Origin of the sequence: Actinokineospora auranticolor, assembly GCF_002934265.1 — a bacterium.
GTDB lineage: Bacteria > Actinomycetota > Actinomycetes > Mycobacteriales > Pseudonocardiaceae > Actinokineospora > Actinokineospora auranticolor.
Map to the genome: position 1 here is coordinate 218,628 of NZ_PTIX01000005.1, position 20,103 is coordinate 238,730.

Genomic DNA, 20,103 nt, shown 5'->3' on the forward strand with positions numbered 1-20,103 from the left:
CGCCGACCCAGAGCGGCGCCCCGGCCGAGCGGAGTGGCGCTTGAGAGTGGATCGCGCGGTGGCACTGGTCGTCGGGATCTGCGGGGTCGGGGCGGTGGCGGGGTGCACGAGCGCGGTCGCGGGGCTGCCGCTCCCGGCCCCCGGGGCCACCGCCGAACGCCGGGTGTTCGACGCGTCCGCTGTCGAGGACGGCGTCAGGTCGATCCTGGAGGAGAACTACCGGGTCGACGGGGTTGGGGAGATCAGCTGCCCCGAGGACCAGCCGGTGGTCAAGGGCTACTCCTTCCGCTGCGACGTGCGGATCAACGGCGCGCGCAAGACGGTCGTCGTCACGAACCGCGACACCGAGGGCGAGTACGAGGTCTCGTTGCCCGAGTAGCGGTCGGAAAGGCTCGACGGGCCGCCTGCCCGCCGAGCTGCGCGCCCTGATCGAGTCCGGGCCGCCCTCGGCCGTGCGACTACCGGTTGGGTCGCGCCCGCACGGGGCGACGCCCACAGCGTCGAGGTTCGGGCCGCGGTAGCCGCCGCCGGACTGTCCTTTATGGATGACCAGTGGTCGGTGGCGCTGCTGAGCGCCGCGGTGCTCGTCCCGGAGCCGGTGGATCGCCGACAAGGCGCGCGCGGTGGGCGCGCGCCACGTGCTCGTCCGGCGGCTGTTCGAACTGGCCCGCCAGTCCCTCCGCGACGACCGGGGCGACCTGTCGGCGTGGGATTAGTTGGTGTCCGCCACGGACGATCACGCCGTGCGGTCGCTGGGCGACGGCGCCCCCGAGTCGGCGACGGCGCGGGTGGTCGCGGCCCCCGCCCAGGGGCCGCGACCACGGGGTAACCCGTGTCGTCGCGCGGGTGTGGCCTAGCAGCCACCCGGGTCGTCGTAGATCCACGACAGCCCGCCGGACTCGGTGTTGAGGTAGTAGTTGACGCCCAGGCCCTGGTCGGTCCACGTGCAGATGTCCACGCGGCCGTCGTGGTTGAAGTCCCGCTGCCAGATGATGTTCGGCATGATGTCCCCGTACTGCTTGCTGATGACCGCCACCGTCGTCGGGCCGGTCTGGCGCAGCACGTAGAAGGCGTCCGAGGTGCTGTACGCGTCGTAGTCGGTGGTCACGATCTCGTTGGTGCCGTCACCGCCGAGGTCGACGACCTCGCCCATGTCGCCGCACAGCGGGCCCGTGGTCGGATTCGGGTAGGTGTAGGTGGTCGCGGTGCCGTACCCGCCGCCGGGCAGGCCGTGGGCGATCGTCAGCGAGCAGGTCGAGCCCTCGGGGCCGAGGGTGACCACGTCGGCCAGTCCGTCGCCGTCGACGTCACCGGAGAACGGGGCGTTGCGCGCGCCCGCGCTCGCCGGGGACACCAGGGTCAGGGTGAGCGCCGCGGTGGCGCCGAGGACGCCGAGGATCCGTCTCGTGGCCATGGCTCATACCTCCGTGAAGTTTCCGGCGCCGTCGTTGCGGAAGTGCTGTACCCGCAACTGGGGCACGTGGGAGATCAGGCCGACGTCCGGGTCGCGGTCGTTGTCGATGTCGACGCTGAACACCTCGAAGTTGTCGAACCCCTGGGCGAACACGACCGGCGCCTTGCCGCTGCCGAACCGGATCTCCGCGGTCCAGCCGGAGAAGTCGCAGCGCCGCGACAGCAGGATGTCGTCGCCGCCGTCGCCGTCGAAGTCGGTGATGACGTGCTGCGGGATCGGGTCCGACGAGCAGGCGGTGATGGTGCCGGGCACGATGGTGCCCTCGGGGGTGCTGTGGAACGACCTGATCTCCCGGCTCGCGTCGCTCGACAACCACACGTCCGGGTAACCGTCGCCGTTGAAGTCCGCCGAGCGGATGGTGCTGGGGAACCCCACCCCCGGGTACAGGCCGGTCACCTTGAGCTTGTCGTGCGCCAGGCGCAGCGTCAGGATGCCGCCCTCGTACCACTGGATACCGGTGGTGATCACGTCGGGTTTGCCGTCCCGGCGCAGGTCGGCCACAACACCCAGGTTGGGGCAGTACGGGGCCCCGGTGCGCGGCGAGTCGAAGGCGTAGTCCTTCGACGGACCCAGGGTCCCGTCGGGCCTGCCCAGCTCGATGGCGAACACACAGGGCTTCTTGCCCCCGCCGGGTTCGACGGCGGGGGTGACCCGGTCGACGACGTGGTCACCGTTGACGTCCCCTCGGAAGGCGAGCAGGTTCGGTTCGCCGGACGCGGTGGCGGGCATGAGCACCGCCGCCACCGTCGCGGCCACGGCGGCCAGGACCGCCGGTCGTCTCACCATGGTTCACACCTCCGTGAAGTTGCCCGCGCCGTCGTTGCGGAAGTGCTGCACCCGCAACTGGGGTACGTGCGAGATGAGGCCGATGTCCGGGACGCCGTCGGACCCGATGTCGGTGACGTACACCTCGTAGTTGTCCTGCCCCTTGGCGAAGGTGATCGCCGCCTTGCCGCTGCCGAACTGCAGTTCCGCCGCCCAGTAGGCGAACTCGCAGCGCCGGGACAGCAGCATGTCCTGGCCGCCGTCGCCGTCGAAGTCGGCGAGGAAGTGCTGGGGGACCGGCTCGGAGGAGCAGCCGGAGATCGTGCCGGGCACGATGGCGCCGTCGGGGGTGCTGTGGAACGAGCGCACCTCCATGCTCTCGTCGCTGGAGGACCACACGTCGGGCAGGCCGTCGCCGTTGAAGTCGGTCGTGCGGATGGTGCTGGGGAAGGACAGTCCCGGGTACAGGCCGGTCACCTTGACCTTGCCCTGCGCCAGGCGCAGCGTCAGGAAACCGCCCTCGTACCACTGGAAGCCGGTGGTGATCATGTCGGGTTTGCCGTCGCCGCGCAGGTCGGCCACGACCCCCATGTCGGGGCAGAAGGGCGCGCTGGTGCGCGGCGAGTCGTAGCTGTAGTCCTTGGGCTTGCCCAGGGTGCCGTCGGGCTTGCCCAGGGAGATGCTGAGCACGCAGGGCCGGTGCTGCCCGCCGCCCGCCTCGTTGGCGGGCAGGACCTGGTCGACGATCCGATCGCCGTTGACGTCCCCCCGGAAGATGCGCAGGTTCGGCTCCGCGGCGGCGGTGGCGGGCGCCACCGCCGCGGCCACCACCGCGGCGACGGCGGCCAGGACCACCAGTCGTGGTTTGTGCATGGGGCTCCCCTTGTCGGGCGCGCGCCAGTCGCGGCCGTCCGCCTGGGTGATCGCCGTCGGCGGGCTCCGTGTTCGCCGCCTCACCCGCAGTGACTCCGACCGGCCCCCGGACTGACGACAAAAGCCCGTACGTCATACGGGCAAACGGACCCGGCTGGTTCGCCACCGGTGTATCCGCGCAGGTCGCCACGCCCTGGCCGGCGGTTCCGCACCGGCGCGGAACCGGTTGTCCACCGGCTTGATCATCTTCGCCCGGGACCGTCGGTGCCCGTCGGTAGCGTGGATACCGGGGGCCGGAGGCGTCCCTTGATCAACTCTCGGTCGCCGCCACCACCTGTTCCCGCAGCCACTCGTGCGCCGGGTCCTCGTCGAACCGCGCGTGCCACTGCTGGTGGATGACGATCGGCGGCACCGGGACCGGCAGCGGGAACCACACCACCCCCAGGCGGTCCGCCAGGTGCCTGGCCAGGCGCTCCGGGACCAGGGCGACGAGATCGCTCTCCGCCGCCAGCGCGGCCGCGACCACCGGCGACGCCACCACGGTCGCGACGTGGCGCCGGTACCCGGCCTCGGTCAGCGCGGCGTCGAAGGGGCCGTGCGGCCTGCCCCGCCGCGACGACGACACGTGCGGGTGCGCGCAGATCCGCGCCAGGGTCGGCTCGGCCACGAGCGGAGAGGACGCCGACACCACGCCCACGACCCGTTCCTCGTAGAGCAGTTCGCCGCGCAGGTCCGCCGCCGCCGGCGGGCCCGCGCCGACGTCGAGGTCCACCGCGCCGTTGCGCAGCGACTCCACGTCCTCGGTGCCCTCGCCCACGAACCGCACCACCACCTGGGGCGCCGCCGCGCGCACGCGCCGCAGGAGCGCCGGGGCGAGGGTGGCGGTCAGGCCGTCGTTGACCCGGATCGCGAAGGACCGGGTGAGGCGCGCCGGGTCGAAGCCCGGCCGGTCGCTCAGCAGCGCCTCCGCCGCCTCCAGCAGCGACCGGACCTTCGGCGCGGTCCGCAGCGCGAACGGTGTCGGCACCACGCCCCGACCGGCGCGCACGAAAATCGGGTCGGCCAGCGCCCGCCGCAGCCTGCCGAGCGCGCGGCTGGCGGCGGGGGTGGACAGGTTCAGCCGCTCGGCGGCGCCGGTCACGCTGCCCTCCTCGACGAGCGCGTCGAACACCTTCAGCAGGTTGAGGTCGAAATCGCCCATGGTTGCATTCTAGACAACTGTCGATTGCGATCTTTGCACTGGACGCACAAGTCGCCGCGACTTACGTTGGTGGCGCGGAATCAACCCGCGTCCCCCGTTCTCGATCGAGGTGTCTTCCGTGACCACGAAAACCGTCCTGTCCGCCGCGCGCCCACCGGCCGCCCGCGGCTCGTCGCCCGGCGCCGTGCTCGCCGTGATGTGCGCGGCGACGATGCTGGTGCTGGCGTTCGTCGCCGCGATCAACCTGGCCGTGCCGGACCTGGCGGCGAGCGCGCTGCGACCGTCCTCGGCGGAACTGCTGTGGGTCGTCGACTCCTATGTGGCCCTGTTCGCGTGTCTGGTGATCCCCTGCGGTGCGCTCGGGGACCGCTTGGGGCGCAAGGGAGTCCTGCTGTCCGGCCTCGGGCTGCTCGCCGTGGGCGCGGCGGTCTCTGCGGTGTCGACGTCCGTGCCGGTCATGCTGATCGGGCGCGGGCTCGCGGGCGCCGGGGCGGCGTGCGTGGTGCCGAACAGCCTCGCGATCCTGATCAACGCGACCCCCGGGCCGCGGCGCGCGAAGGCGATCGGCGTGTGGGCGGCGTCCACCGGCGCGGGTGGCGTGCTGGGCAATGTCGGCGGCGGCGCCGTGCTCGCGGCCGGGTCGTGGCGGTGGCTGTTCGCCGCGGTCGTGCCGTTGGCCGTGGTCTGCGCGGGCTGGGCGGCGCTGCGCGCGCCCCGCACCGACCGCAACCCGCACCGGCTCGACCCGGCGGGCACCGTCCTGGTGACACTGGCGACCTTGGCGCTGCTGGTCGGTGTCATCCAGGGGCCGGAGAGCGGATGGGGCAGCGTGACCGTCATCGGTGCGTTCGTGGCGGCGGTGTTGCTGTTCGGGGTGTGGGTGGTCGTCGAGTTGCGCAGCGCGCACCCGCTGCTCGACCCTCGCCTGTTCCGCATCGCCGAGTTGCGCACAGGGTGCCTGGGGATGACGGCCGCGTTCTTCGGCATGTTCGCGCTGTTCTACGTCAATGCCACGTTCCTCCGGTACGGCATGGGTTTCGACGTCCTGACCACCGGCCTCGCCGTCATCCCGCTGACCATCCCGATCCTGGCGGGTGCCCGGGTCGTGCCGGGTCTGACCGCCCGACTGGGCGCGACGCGCTCGGTGGCGGCGGCGTTCGGGACGATCAGCGTGGGGCTGTTCGGGTTGTCGACGTGCGCGGCGAACTCGCCGTACGTCTACTATGGACTGTGGCTTGTGGTCATCGGTGTTGGCGTCGCGTTGGCGTTGCCCGTGCTGACGACCAGCATCGCAACGTCGCTGCCGCCGGAGAAGGCGGGCATCGGCGCCGGCCTCCAGGCGACCACGCGCGAGTTCGGCAGCGCGCTGGGGGTCGCGGTCATCGGCACGATCCTGACCGGCCACTTCGTCTCCGCCCTGCCCGAACCCCTCCGCCACGGCCCGCACACGGTCGCGGAGGCACTGCGCGCGGCGGGCACGTCGGCACCGCTGAGGGCGCAGGTGTTGGAAGCGTTCGGAAGTGGCGCCAACGCCGCCATGCGTGTCATCGCGATCATCACCCTGGTCGCTGGTGCGGTGGTGACCGCGCAACTCGCGTGGTCCGCGCGGAAGTCGGTTGCCGCGGGGCAGCGGAGTTGATGGACTGGCCCGGTGTTGAGGATCGACTGGGAATACCGTCAAGAGGGCTCGCCGCCTACTACACGGTGTCGGGTGTACGGCTGCCTGGCGCGACTGGTGGGTCTGGGTCAGTCGACGGCGCTGTCCGCCGGTGGTCGCCATCAGCCGGGTGCGGTCGGCCGTTCGGATAGCTCGGATTGTGGTCGGGCGTGGTGTACCTGCGGGCTGACTGGTCGCCGGCCCGCGTGTCGCGGCGCCAAGCGCCCACCCGCCGCCCGCCACGCCCTCTTGCCCCGCTCGCAATCGGCGGCTGTGCCGCGAGGCAGTTGCCGCAGCCACGACTCTTGTCCCTCGCGCGGGTGAAACCTTGCCCGCAGCCGGGCTTTTCACCGCAAATCGCCAGAACGTGGTTGTCCACATACCGCCGATCCATCCACAGCCCCTTCGCCAACCGCCGAATTGCTCGCTTCTCCGACTGGACTGGAGCAGGGCCGTCCCCCAGTGGAGTGGTGGGGGCTGCTCTGGGGCCGGGGTCGCGCGCGACGAAGCGGGTTCGGGGCGGCGGGTTGGAGTCGGGTCTGCGTTGGCTGCGGGGGTTTGACAGCCTTGTGGAGCGCGGCCAAGCGAACGGTTCTCGTCGTCAGGGTCTAGCGGTGACCAAGGCGTGGTCGCGGATGGCCTGGGCGGCTCGGACGGCCCCGCCCGCGCGCGCCCCGGCTTCCCGCAGGGCGGCCAGGCGTGGGGCGATGTCGGGCTTGTCCCGCAACCGGTCCACGGCCTGCCTGATCCGCGCAGGCGTCACGGACGCCTCCTCCAGCACCAACCCCACGCCCAGTTCCTCGACCCGCCGGGCGTTGGTGATCTGTTCGGGTTGGTGGGGCACCACCACCATCGGTGTCCCGTGGTGCACCGACTCCATCACCCCGCTGAGCCCGCCCTGGCACAGGTACGCCGACGCGTGCCTCAGCACCTCGCCGACCGGGATCCACGGGTGCACCTCGACGTTCGCGGGCAGCGGCCCCAACTCGGCGGGTGACACCTGGCTGCCCAGCGCGATCACCACGTGCCACGGTGAGCCCTCGAAGGCCCGCGCGCAGTCGGCGAAGAACTCCGGCGGGTAGAAGGTCGACGTCCCCATCGAGATCAGCACCACCGGTCCGGCGTCCGGGGGTGGGGCCCACCCGCCCACGGGGGTGGACACGCTGGGGCCCACGAACACGTGGTCGTCGCCGAAGGTGTCCGCGGCGATCTGGAACTCGCGCGGTAGGAAGACCACGCTCAGTTCGCCGGTTCCGGCCAGGGCCGCGCCGGCGGCGTCGTCGGAGAGCCCGTGGCCTTCCAGGTAGTCCACGAGGCGGCGGTTGTAGCGGGTCACGGCCGGGTGCGGGGGCGCGTCCGGTGGGGGCGGGGCGGCCAGTTTCGCGAACTCGGCGTCGATGGAGAAGTGTTCGTTGGACGCGAAGATGGGCAGCACCCGCGCGTTCGGGACGCCCCACTTGGCCGCCAGCACCCGCCCCGGTACGGCCAGCGCGATGTCGTGCACCAGGACGTCCGGCCGGTCCAGCCCGGCCTCGTCGATGACCGGGGACACGCCCAGGATCTGGTCCAGCAGGACCGCGATGGCCTCCGCCAACCTCGGGTACGTCGTGTAGTCGGGCAGCCGCGCGTCCAGCGGTGTCCGGTAGCGGACCGTCGACGCGCCCAGGGACCGCACCCGGTCCTCGATCTCCGGCGACACCGTCGCGGTCACCCGGCAGCCCGCGCGGACCAGCTCCTCGATCACCGGCAGCGTCGGCAGCAGGTGCCCCATCGCGGGGTACAGCGCGCACAGCACATGGGGTGGACGGTCCACGTCGGCGTTCCTCTCAGACCCTGGTCGACACGTGGGCGGCGATGGCGTCGGCGGCGCGGTCGGCGCCCCCGGCAGCCCGGATGTGGTCGCGCATGCGCAGCACCCGGGCGCGCAGCGCGGCGTCGGCGGCCACGGCGGTCGTCGCGGCCAGCACCAGGTCGCCGGTCACGGTGTGCCGGTGCAGGACCTCGCCGAGGCCGAGTTCGGCGATCCGGTCCGCGTTGGCGCGCTGCTCCGGGTGGTGCGGCGCCACCACCAGCGGTACACCGTGGTGCAGCGCCTCCTGCACGCTGCCCATCCCCGACTGGCACACGAACACCGACGCGTGCGCCAGCACGTCGCCGTGCGGGATCCAGTCGTGCGCCTCGACCCCGGGCGGTAGCGGGCCGAGTTCCTCCGGGGTCACTCGACCACCGAGAGACAGGACGAGGTGCCAGTCCGAGCCCGCGAAGGCCCGGACGCAGTCGCGGAAGAAGTCGGGCCGGGCGTTGACGGTCGTGCCCAGCGACACCAGCACGACCCGGCGACCGTCGGCCGGGGGAGTCCACGTCCCCGGCGCGGGGTCGAGGCAGGGGCCGACGAACACGTGGTCGTCACCGAAGGTCTCGCCGCGGATCTGGAACTCGCGGGGGATGGTGACCACGTTCGCCTCGCCCGCGCCCGCGTAGACCGCGGGGGAGACCCCGGCCGCGGTCGCGTGTTCGGCCAGGCGCTCGCCGAAGCGCACCAGCGCGGGGTGGGCCGGGTCGAGCGGTGTGGACAGTTCGGACAGCTTGTCCGTCACGGAGAAGTGCTCGTTCGAGGCGAACGTCGGCACCACCTGCACCGCGGGCCGCCCCCACCGCGCCGCCGCGACCCGGCTCGGCGCCCACAGGGTCGTGTCGAACACCACCGCGTCCGGCGGCGCGGGGCAGGCCGCGTCCAGCACCGGGGCGATCGCCAGGGACTCGTCGAGGTAGCGCAGGGTCCGCGCGGCCAGCTCGTCCGGCTCGAGCACGTCCGGCGGGGCCGACGTGGACAGCGGCGTCGTGTAGGTGACCGGCCGCGCGCCCGCCGCCCGGACGCGGTCGGCCATGGCGGCGCCGGTCGTGGCGGTGACCAGGAAGCCGCGCCGGGTGAGCCGGTCGATGATCGGCACCATCGGCAGCGTGTGGCCGTAGGCCGGGTAGAGCACGAACAACAGGTGCGGTGCCACGGGCCAAGTGAAGCCATACCGGACTGGGGAAACTGCCAGAACCGCCGTGCCGGGACGGGAGTCGAGTTGGCACAAACCCTAGTCGGGAGCACGTAACTTCAGCGAACGGCGAACCCGTGACCACCGAGCCGGACGAGGAGCCGTGGCGTCGATGAGAGCACCCCGCAGCGCGGACGTCGCCGTGGTCGGCGTGGCGTGCAGGCTGCCCGCCGCGCCCGACCCGGCGGCGTTCTGGCGGCTGCTGGCGCGCGGCGGCGACGCGGTGACCGAGGTCCCGGCGGGCCGCTGGCCCGACGAGCGCGTGCTCGACCCGGCGGCGCACGAGCACGTGCGGCTGGGCGGTTTCCTCGACCGGGTAGCGGATTTCGACGCCGACTTCTTCGGCATCTCCCCGCGCGAGGCCGCCGCCATGGACCCGCAACACCGCCTCGCGCTGGAACTGGCCTGGGAAGCGCTGGAGGACGCGGGCATCCCGCCCAGGTCCACCGACGGCACCGCCGTGCTCCTCGGCGCCATGTCCGACGACCACGCCCACCTGCTGCGCCAGGCGGCGGGCGGCAGCCTCACCGGCGCCCACCGCGGCGCGCTCGCCAACCGCGTCTCCTACGCGCTCGGCCTCACCGGCCCCAGCCTCACCGTCGACTGTGGACAGTCGTCGTCGCTGGTCGCCGTGCACCTGGCCGGGGCGGAACTCGTCGCGGGCCGCGCGGACCTGGCCCTCGCCGGTGGCGTCAACCTCAACCTCTCCGCCGCGACGGCGTTGGGCGTGCACGAGTTCGGGGCGCTGTCGCCCGACGGCCGCTGCCACACCTTCGACGCCCGCGCCAACGGCTACGTCCGCGGCGAGGGCGGCGCGGTCGTCGTGCTCAAACGGCTCGCCGACGCGCTGGCCGACGGCGACCACGTCTACTGCGTGGTGCGCGGCGGCGCGGTCAACAACGACGGTGGCGGCGAGACCTACACCACCCCCGACGGCGCCGCCCAGCGCCGCCTGCTGCGCGCCGCGTGCGCCGCCGCCGACGTCGACCCCGCCGACCTCGACTTCGTCGAACTCCACGGCACCGGCACCCGCGTCGGCGACCCCGTCGAGGCCGGTGCCCTCGGCGCCGTCTACGGCCGGGCCGCCGGACGGCGCGCGCCGCTGCCGGTCGGGTCGGCCAAGACCAACGTCGGCCACCTCGAAGGCGCCGCGGGCATCGTCGGCCTGCTCAAGGCCGCGCTCGCGCTCGACCGGAAAGCGCTGCCCCCCAGCCTGAACTTCCGCGACCCCAACCCGGCGATCGACCTCGACGCGCTCAACCTGACAGTCCACACCGGACTCGGCGCCCTGGACCGCCCGGTCCTCGCCGGTGTCAGCTCCTTCGGCATGGGCGGCACCAACTGCCACCTGGTCCTCGAATCCGCGCCGGAACCGCGACCCGTCGACACCCCGGACCTCCCGCTCACCCCGATCACGATCTCCGCCCACACCCCGCGAGCCCTGCGCGCCCAGGCCCGCGCCATCGCCGGAGCGGTCGAGTCCGGTGACCTGAACCGCGTCGCCGCCGCCCTCACCCACCGGCACACCTTCGACCACCGCGCGGTCGTCATCGCCGAATCCGGCGACGAAGCGGCCCGGCTCTTGAACGCCTTGGCCGACGGCCAGGACCATCCCGGTGTCACCACGGGCGAGGTCACCGGAGGCGGCCTGGCGTTCCTGTTCCCGGGCCAAGGCGCGCAACGCCCCGGCATGGGCCGCGAACCGCACGAACGCCTCCCCGCGTTCGCCGACGCCTTCGACGCCGTCGCAACGCACCTGGACCCCCTGCTCGGCCGTTCCCTGCGCGACCTGGTTCTCGCGGGCACCGACCTCGACGACACCGCGCACACCCAACCCGCGCTGTTCGCCGTCGAGGTCGCCACCGCCGCCACCCTGCGCCACTTCGGGGTCGAACCGGACTACCTGATCGGCCACTCGATCGGCGAGATCGCCGCCGCGCACCTCGCCGGGGTGCTGTCCCTCCCCGACGCCTGCGCCCTGGTCGCCGCCCGGGGCCGGTTGATGGGCGCGCTACCCCGGGGTGGCGCGATGGCGGCCGTGCAGGCGTCGGAAGCGGAGGTCGCGGGCACCGGGGTGGACGTGGCGGCGGTCAACGCGCCGGATTCCGTGGTCGTCTCCGGGGCGGCCGACGCGGTGGCGCGGGTCGTGGCCGAGTTCGCCGCGCGTGGCCGCAAGACGACGACGTTGAAGGTCAGCCACGCCTTCCACTCCGCGCTCATGGACCCGATGCTGGCCGAGTTCGCCGAGGTCGCCGCCCGCCTCGACTACGCCGAGCCCGCGATCCCGGTCGTGTCGACCTCGCTCGGCCGCCTGGCCGCCCCCGGCGAGCTGAGCACCCCGGACCACTGGGTCCGCCACGCCCGCGACGCCGTCCGCTTCCACGACGGCCTCACCGCCCTGCGGCAGGCGGGCGTCACCAGGTTCGTCGAGGTCGGGCCGGGCGCCACCCTCACCGGCCTGGTCGGGTCCGATTCCGTCCGCGCCACCCCGCTGCGCGCCCCGGACGCCGAACTCCGGTCGACCCTGCGCGCCCTGGCCGACCTGCACGTCTCCGGCACGGACATCACCTGGCCCGCCCTCCTCGGCAAAGCCCGGACCCCGCTGCCCACCTACCCGTTCCAGCGCCGCACGCACTCCCTGTTCCACGACACACCAACCGAAACCCCCAGCGAGGACACCGCGACGACTCTCCGCCCCGGGCAGGTCTTCGACGCCGTCCGCGCGCACGTCGCCCACGTCCTCGGCCACACCGACCCCGACGACGTCGACCCCCGCCGCCGGTTCCGCGACCTCGGCTTCGACTCGCTCGGCGCGGTGGAGCTGCGGGACCGGCTCGCCGACGCCACCGGCCTGGCGCTGCCGTCGTCGCTGCTCTACGACCACCCGACCCCGAACGCGGTCGCCGAACGCCTCGCCGTCCTGCTCGACGGCGCCCCGGAAGTCGTCGCGGCACCCGTGATGGCCGCCGACGACGACCCGGTGTGCGTGGTGGGCATGGCGTGCCGGTTGCCCGGCGGCGTGACCGGCCCGGACGACCTGTGGTCGCTGGTCGCGGCGGGCCGGGAGGGCATCGGCCCGTTCCCCACCGACCGGGGCTGGTCGGCGACCGGCGTCGGCGGGTTCCTCAACGGTGCCACCGACTTCGACGCGGACTTCTTCGAGATCTCCCCGCGCGAGGCCCTGGCCATGGACCCGCAGCAGCGCCTGGCACTGGAGTGCTCGTGGGAGGCGCTGGAACACGCGGGTATCGACCCGCTTTCCGTGCGCGGCACGGACACCGGCGTGTTCACCGGTGTCATGGGTCAGGACTACCTGGCGCCGCTCAACGACGTCACCGACGAGCAGCGCGGCCACGCCTTGACCGGCGGCTCGCCGAGCGTGGTCTCCGGCCGCGTCGCCTACGCCCTGGGCACCGAGGGCCCGGCGGTGTCGGTGGACACCGCGTGCTCGTCGTCGCTGGTCGCGCTGCACTGGGCCGCGCAGGCGCTGCGCCGGGGCGAGTGCTCCCTGGCCCTCGCGGGCGGTGTCACCGTGATGTCCACCCCGGGCATGTTCGTCGAGTTCGGCCGCCAGGGCGGACTGGCCGCCGACGGGCGCTGCAAGGCGTTCTCCGACGACGCCGACGGGACCGGCTGGTCCGAGGGCGTCGGCGTGCTGGTGCTGGAACGGCTGTCGGACGCGCGCGCCAACGGGCACGAGGTCCTCGCGGTCGTGCGCGGGTCGGCGGTGAACTCCGACGGCGCGTCGAACGGCCTGACGGCGCCGAACGGCCCGTCACAGGAACGCGTGATCCGCCGGGCTCTAGCCGATGCAGGACTCGTTGCGTCCGATGTGGACGCTGTGGAGGCGCACGGCACCGGCACGCGGCTGGGCGACCCGATCGAGGCCGGGGCCCTGCTCGCCACCTACGGTCGCGACCGCGCCGGTCAGCCGCTGTGGTTGGGGTCGCTCAAGTCGAACATCGGGCACGCGCAGGCGGCGGCCGGGGTCGCGGGCGTGATCAAGGTGATCCAGGCGATGCGGCACGGCGTCCTGCCCCGCACCCTGCACGCCGACACCCCCACCTCGCACGTCGAGTGGTCCGGCGTCAAACTCCTGCGCGCCGAGGTGCCGTGGGACTTCGGCCGCCCGCGCCGCGCCGGGGTGTCCTCGTTCGGGATCAGCGGCACCAACGCGCACCTCATCCTCGAGGAAGCCCCGGTGAGTCCGCCGCGGCCCGAACCGGTGGTGGCGACCGTGCCCTGGGTACTCGCCGCCCGTGACAGCGCGGCGCTCGATACCCAGATCTCCCGCCTGACAGCGACCACCGGTTCCCCGGTCGACCTCGGCTGGTCCTTGGCCACGACCCGCGCGGCGCTGGACGAGCGAGCCGTGCTCATCGGCACCGACGACTTCCGCGCCGCCACACCGATTCGCGGGCGCGCTACTGGCACCGCCAGGTTCGCGTTGCTGTTCCCCGGGCAGGGTGCGCAGCGGGCCGGGATGGGCTCACGGCTGGCCGAGCGGTTCCCGGTCTTCGCCGAGCACCTCGCCGAGATCCGTTCCCACTTCGCCCCCGGACTCGCCGAGGTCACCGCAACCGGCCACGGCCTCGCCGACACCCGAAACACCCAGGCCGCGCTCTTCGCCCACCAGGTCGCGCTGGCTCGGCTGCTGGAATCCTGGGGTGTCCGGCCCGATGTCCTCATCGGACACTCCATCGGCGAGATCGCCGCCGCCCACGTGGCGGGCGTCTGGTCACTCGCGGACGCGTGCGCGCTGGTCTCCGCGCGCGGGCGGCTCATGGGGGAGCTGCCGCCCGGCGGGGCGATGGTGTCGGTGGCGGCGACCGAGGACGAGGTGGCGCCCCAACTCACCCCGCTCGTCGCGATCGCCGCCGTCAACGGCCCCGGCGCCGTTGTCCTCTCCGGCGCGGAGGACGAGGTGCTCGCGCTGGCCGCGCACTGGACGCGGCGGGGCCGCCGGACCAAGCGGCTCACCGTGTCCCACGCGTTCCACTCGCCGCTGGTGGACCCGATCTTGGCCGAGTTCCGCGCGGTCGCCCGGGATCTGACCTACCGGACTCCGCGAATCCCGATCGTCTCGAACGTCACCGGCCGGTTGGCCACCGACGAGCTGGTGGACCCGGAGTACTGGGTCCGGCACGTGCGCGAACCGGTTCGGTTCGCCGACGGTGTGGCCGCGCTCGGGGTCGACGCGGTCGCGGAACTGGGCCCGCGCGCGGTGCTCAGCGGCGCGCTGGCCGACCTTGCCCCCGCGCCGCTGGTCCGGGACTCCCTCGACGAGGACGCCGCCGTGCTCACCGGCGTGGGCAGGCTCTGGGTGCGGGGCGTGGCCGTCGACTGGGCGCGGGTGTTCGACGGGCTCGGCGCGCACCGCGTGGCCCTGCCGACGTATCCCTTCCAGCGCAACAGGTTCTGGCCGGGTGACGACGTGGACGCGTGGCGCCACGAGGTCACCTGGGAACCGATCGACCTGCCCGCCGGACGCCTGGCCGGGGCGTGGGCGGTCGTCGCGGGCACGGGCTGCCCGCCGGAGTGGGCCGCCCGGCTGCGCGCCGAGCTGGCCGAACGCGGAGCCGCGGTCGTCGACCCGGACGCCGACGGGGTGACCGGTGTGGTCGCGCTGCTCGGCTGGCACGAGTCCGATGTGGACGGTCTATGGGAGTTGGCCGCGCTCGTGCGTGGGCTCGACGCGCCGCTGTGGTGCGTGACCCGGGGCGAGTCGCCGGTCTCGGCGGGGCTGCGGGGACTCGGACGGGTCGCCGCGCTGGAACTCGGGGCCGCCTGGGGCGGTCTGGTCGACGTGGCCGACGACGACTGCCTGCCCCGGGTCGTCGACGTCCTGGCCGCTGGGAAGTCCGAGGTGTCGGTGCGGTCCTCCGGCGCGTTCACCCGTCGACTCGTGCGCGCGGCCCCGGCCCAGGCGCCGCCGGACCTCACGGGCGGAACCGTGCTGGTGACCGGCGGAACCGGCGCGCTCGGCCGCCACCTCGCCCGCTGGCTGCTGGACCGGGGCGCCGCACGGGTCGTTCTGGCCAGTCGACGCGGCGTGCTCACCGACCCCATCCCCGGCGTCGAGGCCGCCACCTGCGACGTCACCGACCCGGACGCCGTCCAGCGGCTCGTCGACGACCTCGGAACCGGGCTGCGCGGTGTCGTGCACGCCGCCGGAGTACTGCGCGACGGCACACTCGCCAACCTCACCCGCGACGACTTCGACGAGGTCGTGCGCGTGAAGGCCGTCGGCGGTCGGAACCTGCACGAGGCCACCCGAGACCACGACCTCGACCTGTTCCTGGTGTTCTCCTCCATCGTCGGGGTCATCGGCAACGGCGGCCAAGCCGCCTACGCCGCGGGCAACGCCTACCTCGACGGCCTCATCGCCCACCGCCGCGCCCGCGGCCTCCCCGGTACCGCCATCGCCTGGGGCCCCTGGGCGGGGGAGGGCATGGCCGCCGCCGACGCCGTGGCCCGCCGCTTCCGCCGCGACGGCATCACCCCCATGGCCCCCGACTCCGCCCTGCGCGCCCTCGACCGCGCCTTCGGCCCCGCGCTGACCGTGATCGCCGACGTCGACCAAGCACGCCTCACCACGTCCCCCACCGCCTCCCTGACCGGCAGGCTGGCCGACGCGCCGGACGGCGAGCGCCGCCGGATCGTCGCCGAGATCGTGCGCGACCAGGCCGCCGCCGTCCTCGGCCACGGCTCCGTGGACCCGATCCGCCCGTTCAAGGAACTCGGCTTCGACTCCCTCACCGCTGTCGAGTTCCGCACCGCCCTGTCCGCCGCCACCGGACTCAACCTGGCCGCGACCCTCGTCTACGACCACCCCACCCCCGAGGCCGCTGCCGACCACCTCCTCGCCCTGCTCGCCGACACCGAACCCGAGCGCGTCGAGGTCCGGGCCGCCGCCGACGAACCGGTCGCGATCGTCGGCATGGCCTGCCGCCTGCCCGGCGGGATCACCTCGCCGGACGACCTGTGGGACCTGGTCGCCGCGGGCGGCGAGGGCATCGGCCCGTACCCGACCGACCGCGGCTGGGACCCGGCCCTGACCGGCGCGGGCGGCTTCCTGCACGACGCGGCCGAGTTCGACGCCGGGTTCTTCGGGATCTCGCCGCGCGAGGCCCGGGCCATGGACCCGCAGCAGCGGCTCGTGCTGGAGTGCGCGTGGGAGGCCCTGGAGCGCGCGCACGTCGACCCGGGGTCGCTGCGCGGCACCCCGACCGGCGTCTACCTCGGGGTCAGCCACCAGGACTACGGGCCCCGCGCGCACGAGCCCGCCGCCGACGCCGAGGGCTACCTGCTCACCGGCTCCGCGCCCAGCGTCGTCTCCGGCCGCGTCGCCTACACGCTCGGCACCGAGGGCCCGGCGGTGTCGGTGGACACGGCGTGCTCGTCGTCGCTGGTCGCGTTGCACATGGCGGTGCAGGCGCTGCGGCGCGGCGAATGCTCGCTGGCGTTGACCGGCGGTGTCACCGTGATGTCGAACCCGGGCGCTTTCGTGGAGTTCGCGCGCCAGGGCGGGCTGGCGCCGGACGGGCGGTGCCGGGCGTTCTCCGACGCCGCCGACGGGACCGGCTGGTCCGAGGGCGTGGGCGTGCTCGTCGTCGAACGGCTCTCGGACGCGCTCCGGGCCGGTCACCGGGTGTTGGCGGTGGTGCGGGGTTCGGCGGTGAACTCCGACGGCGCGTCGAACGGCCTGACCGCGCCGAACGGCCCGTCGCAGGAGCGCGTGATCCGGCGGGCCTTGGCCGACGCGGGACTCGCGGCGTCCGATGTGGACGCTGTGGAGGCGCACGGAACCGGGACGCGGCTCGGGGATCCGATCGAGGCCGGGGCGCTGCTGGCCACCTACGGCCGCGAGCACGGCGACCGGCCGCTGTGGTTGGGGTCGCTGAAGTCGAACATCGGGCACGCGCAGGCGGCGGCCGGGGTCGCGGGCGTGATCAAGATGGTGCAGGCGATGCGGCACGGCGTCCTGCCCCGCACCCTGCACGCCGAGAAGCCCTCCGCGCACATCGACTGGTCCCGGGGCGGGATCTCCCTGCTGGACACCGAGGTGCCGTGGGAGTTCGACGGTCCGCGCCGGGCCGGGGTGTCGTCGTTCGGCATCAGCGGCACCAACGCCCACGTGCTCCTCGAACAGGCGCCTGCCGTCGATGAGTCCACTGTGGAGGAAGTGGGTATCCTGCCCTGGCCGGTCTCGGCAGCCGACCCGACGGCGTTGCGGGAGCTGGCCACCGGGCTCGCCGACTCGGCGGCCGGAGTGGCCGAAGGCGCGTGGACGCTGGCCAGGTCCCGCGCCGGACTGCCGCGCCGCGCGGTCGTGCTCGGCGCGGACCGCGACGACCTCACCCGTGGACTACGGGCACTGGCGGCGGGCCGGACCACCGACTCGGTGATCACCGCCGACGAGCCGCTGCCCGGCGGCACCGCGTTCCTGTTCTCCGGCCAGGGCTCGCAGCGGACGGGCATGGGCCAGGAACTACGCGCCCGGTTCCCCGTCTTCGCCGCGGCCTTCGACGAGGTGTGCGGGAAGTTCGCGATCCCGGTCGCCGACGCCGTGGCCTCGGGCGAACGGCTCGACGACACCGAGTACACCCAGGCCGCCCTGTTCGCCTTCGAGGTCGCGCTGCACCGGCTGCTCGACTCGTGGGGAATCCGCCCCGATGTCCTCCTGGGACACTCGATCGGCGAGGTCGTGGCCGCCTACGTGGCCGGGGTGTGGTCCCTCGACGACGCGTGCGCGCTGGTCGCCGCGCGCGGGCGGCTGATGGGGGCGCTCCCGGCGGGCGGCGCGATGGTCGCCGTCGAGGCGGGCGAGGACGAGGTCACGCCGCTGCTGACCGACGGGGTGTCGATCGCGGCGGTCAACGGGCCGCGCGCGGTCGTCGTGTCCGGTGTCGAGGCCGAGGTGGACGCCGTCGTCGCCGCGCTCACCGGGCGGCGCGCGAAGCGGCTGCCGGTCAGCCACGCCTTCCACTCGCCGCTCATGGACCCGATGCTCGACGAGTTCCGCGCGGTCGCCGAGCGCCTCACCTACCACCCACCCACACTCGCCGTGCTGTCGAACGTCACCGGTGACCTCGCCGACCTGACCGACCCCGACTACTGGGTCCGGCACGTCCGCGCCGCCGTCCGCTTCGCCGATGGCGTTTCCGGGCTCCTGGACCGGGGCGTCACCCGCGTCATCGAGGTGGGCGCCGACGCCGTCCTCACCCCGGCCGTCGCCTCCGCTGCCGACCGGCCGCTGCTGGTCACGCCCGCGCAGCGCCGGTCCCGCCCCGAGGTGACCGCCGTCCTGACGGCCGCCGCCGCGCTCCACGTGCACGGCGCCGACGTCGACTGGACCGCCGTGATCACCGCCGACGGCACCCGACCCCACCCAGTCGACCTGCCCACGTACCCCTTCCAGCGCGAACGCTTCTGGCTCGACACCCCCACCGCCACCACCCAGACCCCGATCCTCACGGTCGACTGGCAGCCGGTGGCGCTCGACCCCCGCGCAAGCGCCGGGCACACCGAGATCCTGCGCCCCCGGGACGTCACCCACGCCCTGGAACGGCTGCGGGACCTGCTCACCTCGTCCACCGCGCGGATCGTCGTCCTCCTCGACGGCGCGGACACCGACCCGGACCAGGCCGCCGTCGTCGGACTGGTCCGCGCCGCCCAGTCCGAGCACCCCGGCCGCGTCCTGCTGGCCGACGCCCCGCACCCGCCGCCGGACCTCACCACCACCGAGACCCACCTGGCCCTGCGCGACGGCCGCTGGCTGGCCCCGCGCCTCGTCCAGGCCCGACCGGGCACCCCCGGCACCCCGTGGGAACAGGGCGGCACGGTCCTCATCACCGGCGGCACCGGCGCGCTCGGCCGCGAGTTCGCCCGCCACCTCGCCCGCACCCACGGCGTCCGGCGCCTCCTGCTCCTCAGCCGGAGCGGCACCCCCGACCCGACCGCCGAACTCGCCGAACTCGGGTGCGCCGCCGAGGTCGTGGCCTGCGACGCCGCCGACCGCGCCGTGCTCGCCGCGGTGCTCGCGGCGATCCCGGCCGAGTACCCGCTGACCGGGGTCCTGCACGCCGCCGGGGTGCTCGACGACGGCGTGCTCACCGGGCTCACCCCGGAGCGGCTGGACCGGGTCCTGCGCGCCAAAGCCGTGGTCGCGGCCAACCTCGACGAGCTGACCCGGGACCTACCGGTGTCCAAGTTCGTCCTGTGCTCCGGTTTCACGGGCCTGGTCGGCGGCCCCGGACAGGCCAACTACGCCGCCGCCAACGCCTACGTCGACGCGCTCGCCGCCCGCCGCCGCGCCGAGGGGCGTCCCGCGCTCGCCCTCGCCTGGGGACTCTGGCAGGCGGGCATGGGGGACCGGCTCGACGACAACGACCGGCGCAGGCTCGCCCGTTTCGGCGTCGTCCCCATGGCCGCCGCCGACTGCCTGCGGCTGTTCGACCGCTGCCAGGACACCGACCACGCGCTGCTGGTCCCCGCCGCGCTCGACCTCACCGGCCCGGACGTCGTGCCGCACCCGCTGTTCGCCCGCCTCGCCCCACGGCCGGTCGTCGTCGAGGACCGGCTGGCCGGGCTCGCGGGGCTCACCGGGGACGACCGGCGCGCCCACCTGCTGCGGCTCGTCCTCGACGTGGCCGCCGCCGTCCTCGGCCACGGCGACCGCGACGCCGTCGCGCCCCGCACCGGGTTCCTCGACCAGGGCTTCGACTCGCTCACCGCCGTCGAGTTCCGGCAGCGGCTGGGCACCGCGGTCGGCCGGACCCTGACCACCACGCTGGTCTTCGACCACCCGTCCCCGGGCGCCGTCGCCGACCACCTGGCCACCGACGTGTTCCCGGCCGCCGACCCGGTCGCGGCCGCGGTGGCCGACCTCGACGCCCTGGTCGACGGCCTCCCCGGCGCCGACCGCGACGCCCTCGCAGGCAGGCTGCGCGGCCTGCTCGACCGGCTCGCGCCACCACCGGGCGCCGACGGTGTGGACGACCTGCTGGTCACCGCGGACGACGACGAGATCTTCGCCTTCATCGACAACGAGCTCGGCACGGCCTAGCGGGGCGGGAAGGACACC

Annotated in this window: 9 protein-coding genes; 3 read left to right on the top strand and 6 right to left on the bottom strand. The window is 74.0% G+C overall.

The window, feature by feature from the left end:
• Positions 1-58 precede the first annotated feature (58 nt).
• Positions 59-379, top strand: coding sequence for a DUF4333 domain-containing protein (locus CLV40_RS11900; protein WP_181043453.1), 321 nt, complete (start codon positions 59-61; stop codon positions 377-379).
• Between the two features lie 474 nt (positions 380-853).
• On the opposite strand, the gene CLV40_RS11905 is transcribed toward CLV40_RS11900, so the two are convergent.
• From CLV40_RS11905 to CLV40_RS11920, 4 genes are all read right to left on the bottom strand, one after another.
• Positions 854-1,414: a hypothetical protein gene (locus CLV40_RS11905; RefSeq protein ID WP_104478945.1), complete on the bottom strand. Its 561-nt coding sequence runs from the start codon at positions 1,412-1,414 to the stop codon at positions 854-856.
• Positions 1,415-1,417: 3 nt separating this feature from the next.
• Positions 1,418-2,260, bottom strand: a complete 843-nt coding sequence (locus CLV40_RS11910; RefSeq protein ID WP_104478946.1) for an FG-GAP-like repeat-containing protein — start codon at positions 2,258-2,260, stop codon at positions 1,418-1,420.
• A 3-nt stretch (positions 2,261-2,263) separates the two neighbouring features.
• A complete protein-coding gene (locus tag CLV40_RS11915; RefSeq protein ID WP_104478947.1) occupies positions 2,264-3,112 on the bottom strand; it encodes an FG-GAP repeat domain-containing protein in 849 nt (282 codons plus the stop codon).
• 310 nt (positions 3,113-3,422) lie between these two features.
• Positions 3,423-4,313 carry a LysR family transcriptional regulator gene (locus tag CLV40_RS11920; protein WP_104478948.1) on the bottom strand — a complete coding sequence of 297 codons (891 nt, stop codon included), beginning with the start codon at positions 4,311-4,313 and terminating at the stop codon, positions 3,423-3,425.
• A 118-nt stretch (positions 4,314-4,431) separates the two neighbouring features.
• Here CLV40_RS11920 and CLV40_RS11925 point away from each other — a divergent pair, with 118 nt between their 5' ends.
• Positions 4,432-5,952: an MFS transporter gene (locus CLV40_RS11925; protein ID WP_245931231.1), complete on the top strand. Its 1,521-nt coding sequence runs from the start codon at positions 4,432-4,434 to the stop codon at positions 5,950-5,952.
• 619 nt (positions 5,953-6,571) lie between these two features.
• On the opposite strand, the gene CLV40_RS11930 is transcribed toward CLV40_RS11925, so the two are convergent.
• Together CLV40_RS11930 and CLV40_RS11935 are read right to left on the bottom strand one after the other, a co-directional pair.
• Positions 6,572-7,783, bottom strand: coding sequence for a macrolide family glycosyltransferase (locus tag CLV40_RS11930; protein ID WP_146108002.1), 1,212 nt, complete (start codon positions 7,781-7,783; stop codon positions 6,572-6,574).
• A gap of 13 nt (positions 7,784-7,796) precedes the next feature.
• On the bottom strand, positions 7,797-8,978 hold the full coding sequence (locus CLV40_RS11935; RefSeq protein WP_219823960.1) for a macrolide family glycosyltransferase: 1,182 nt from the start codon (positions 8,976-8,978) through the stop codon (positions 7,797-7,799).
• 151 nt (positions 8,979-9,129) lie between these two features.
• Here CLV40_RS11935 and CLV40_RS39415 point away from each other — a divergent pair, with 151 nt between their 5' ends.
• Positions 9,130-20,085 (top strand): type I polyketide synthase, encoded by a 10,956-nt coding sequence (locus CLV40_RS39415; RefSeq protein ID WP_146108003.1) that lies wholly within the window; start codon positions 9,130-9,132, stop codon positions 20,083-20,085.
• Positions 20,086-20,103 lie beyond the last annotated feature (18 nt).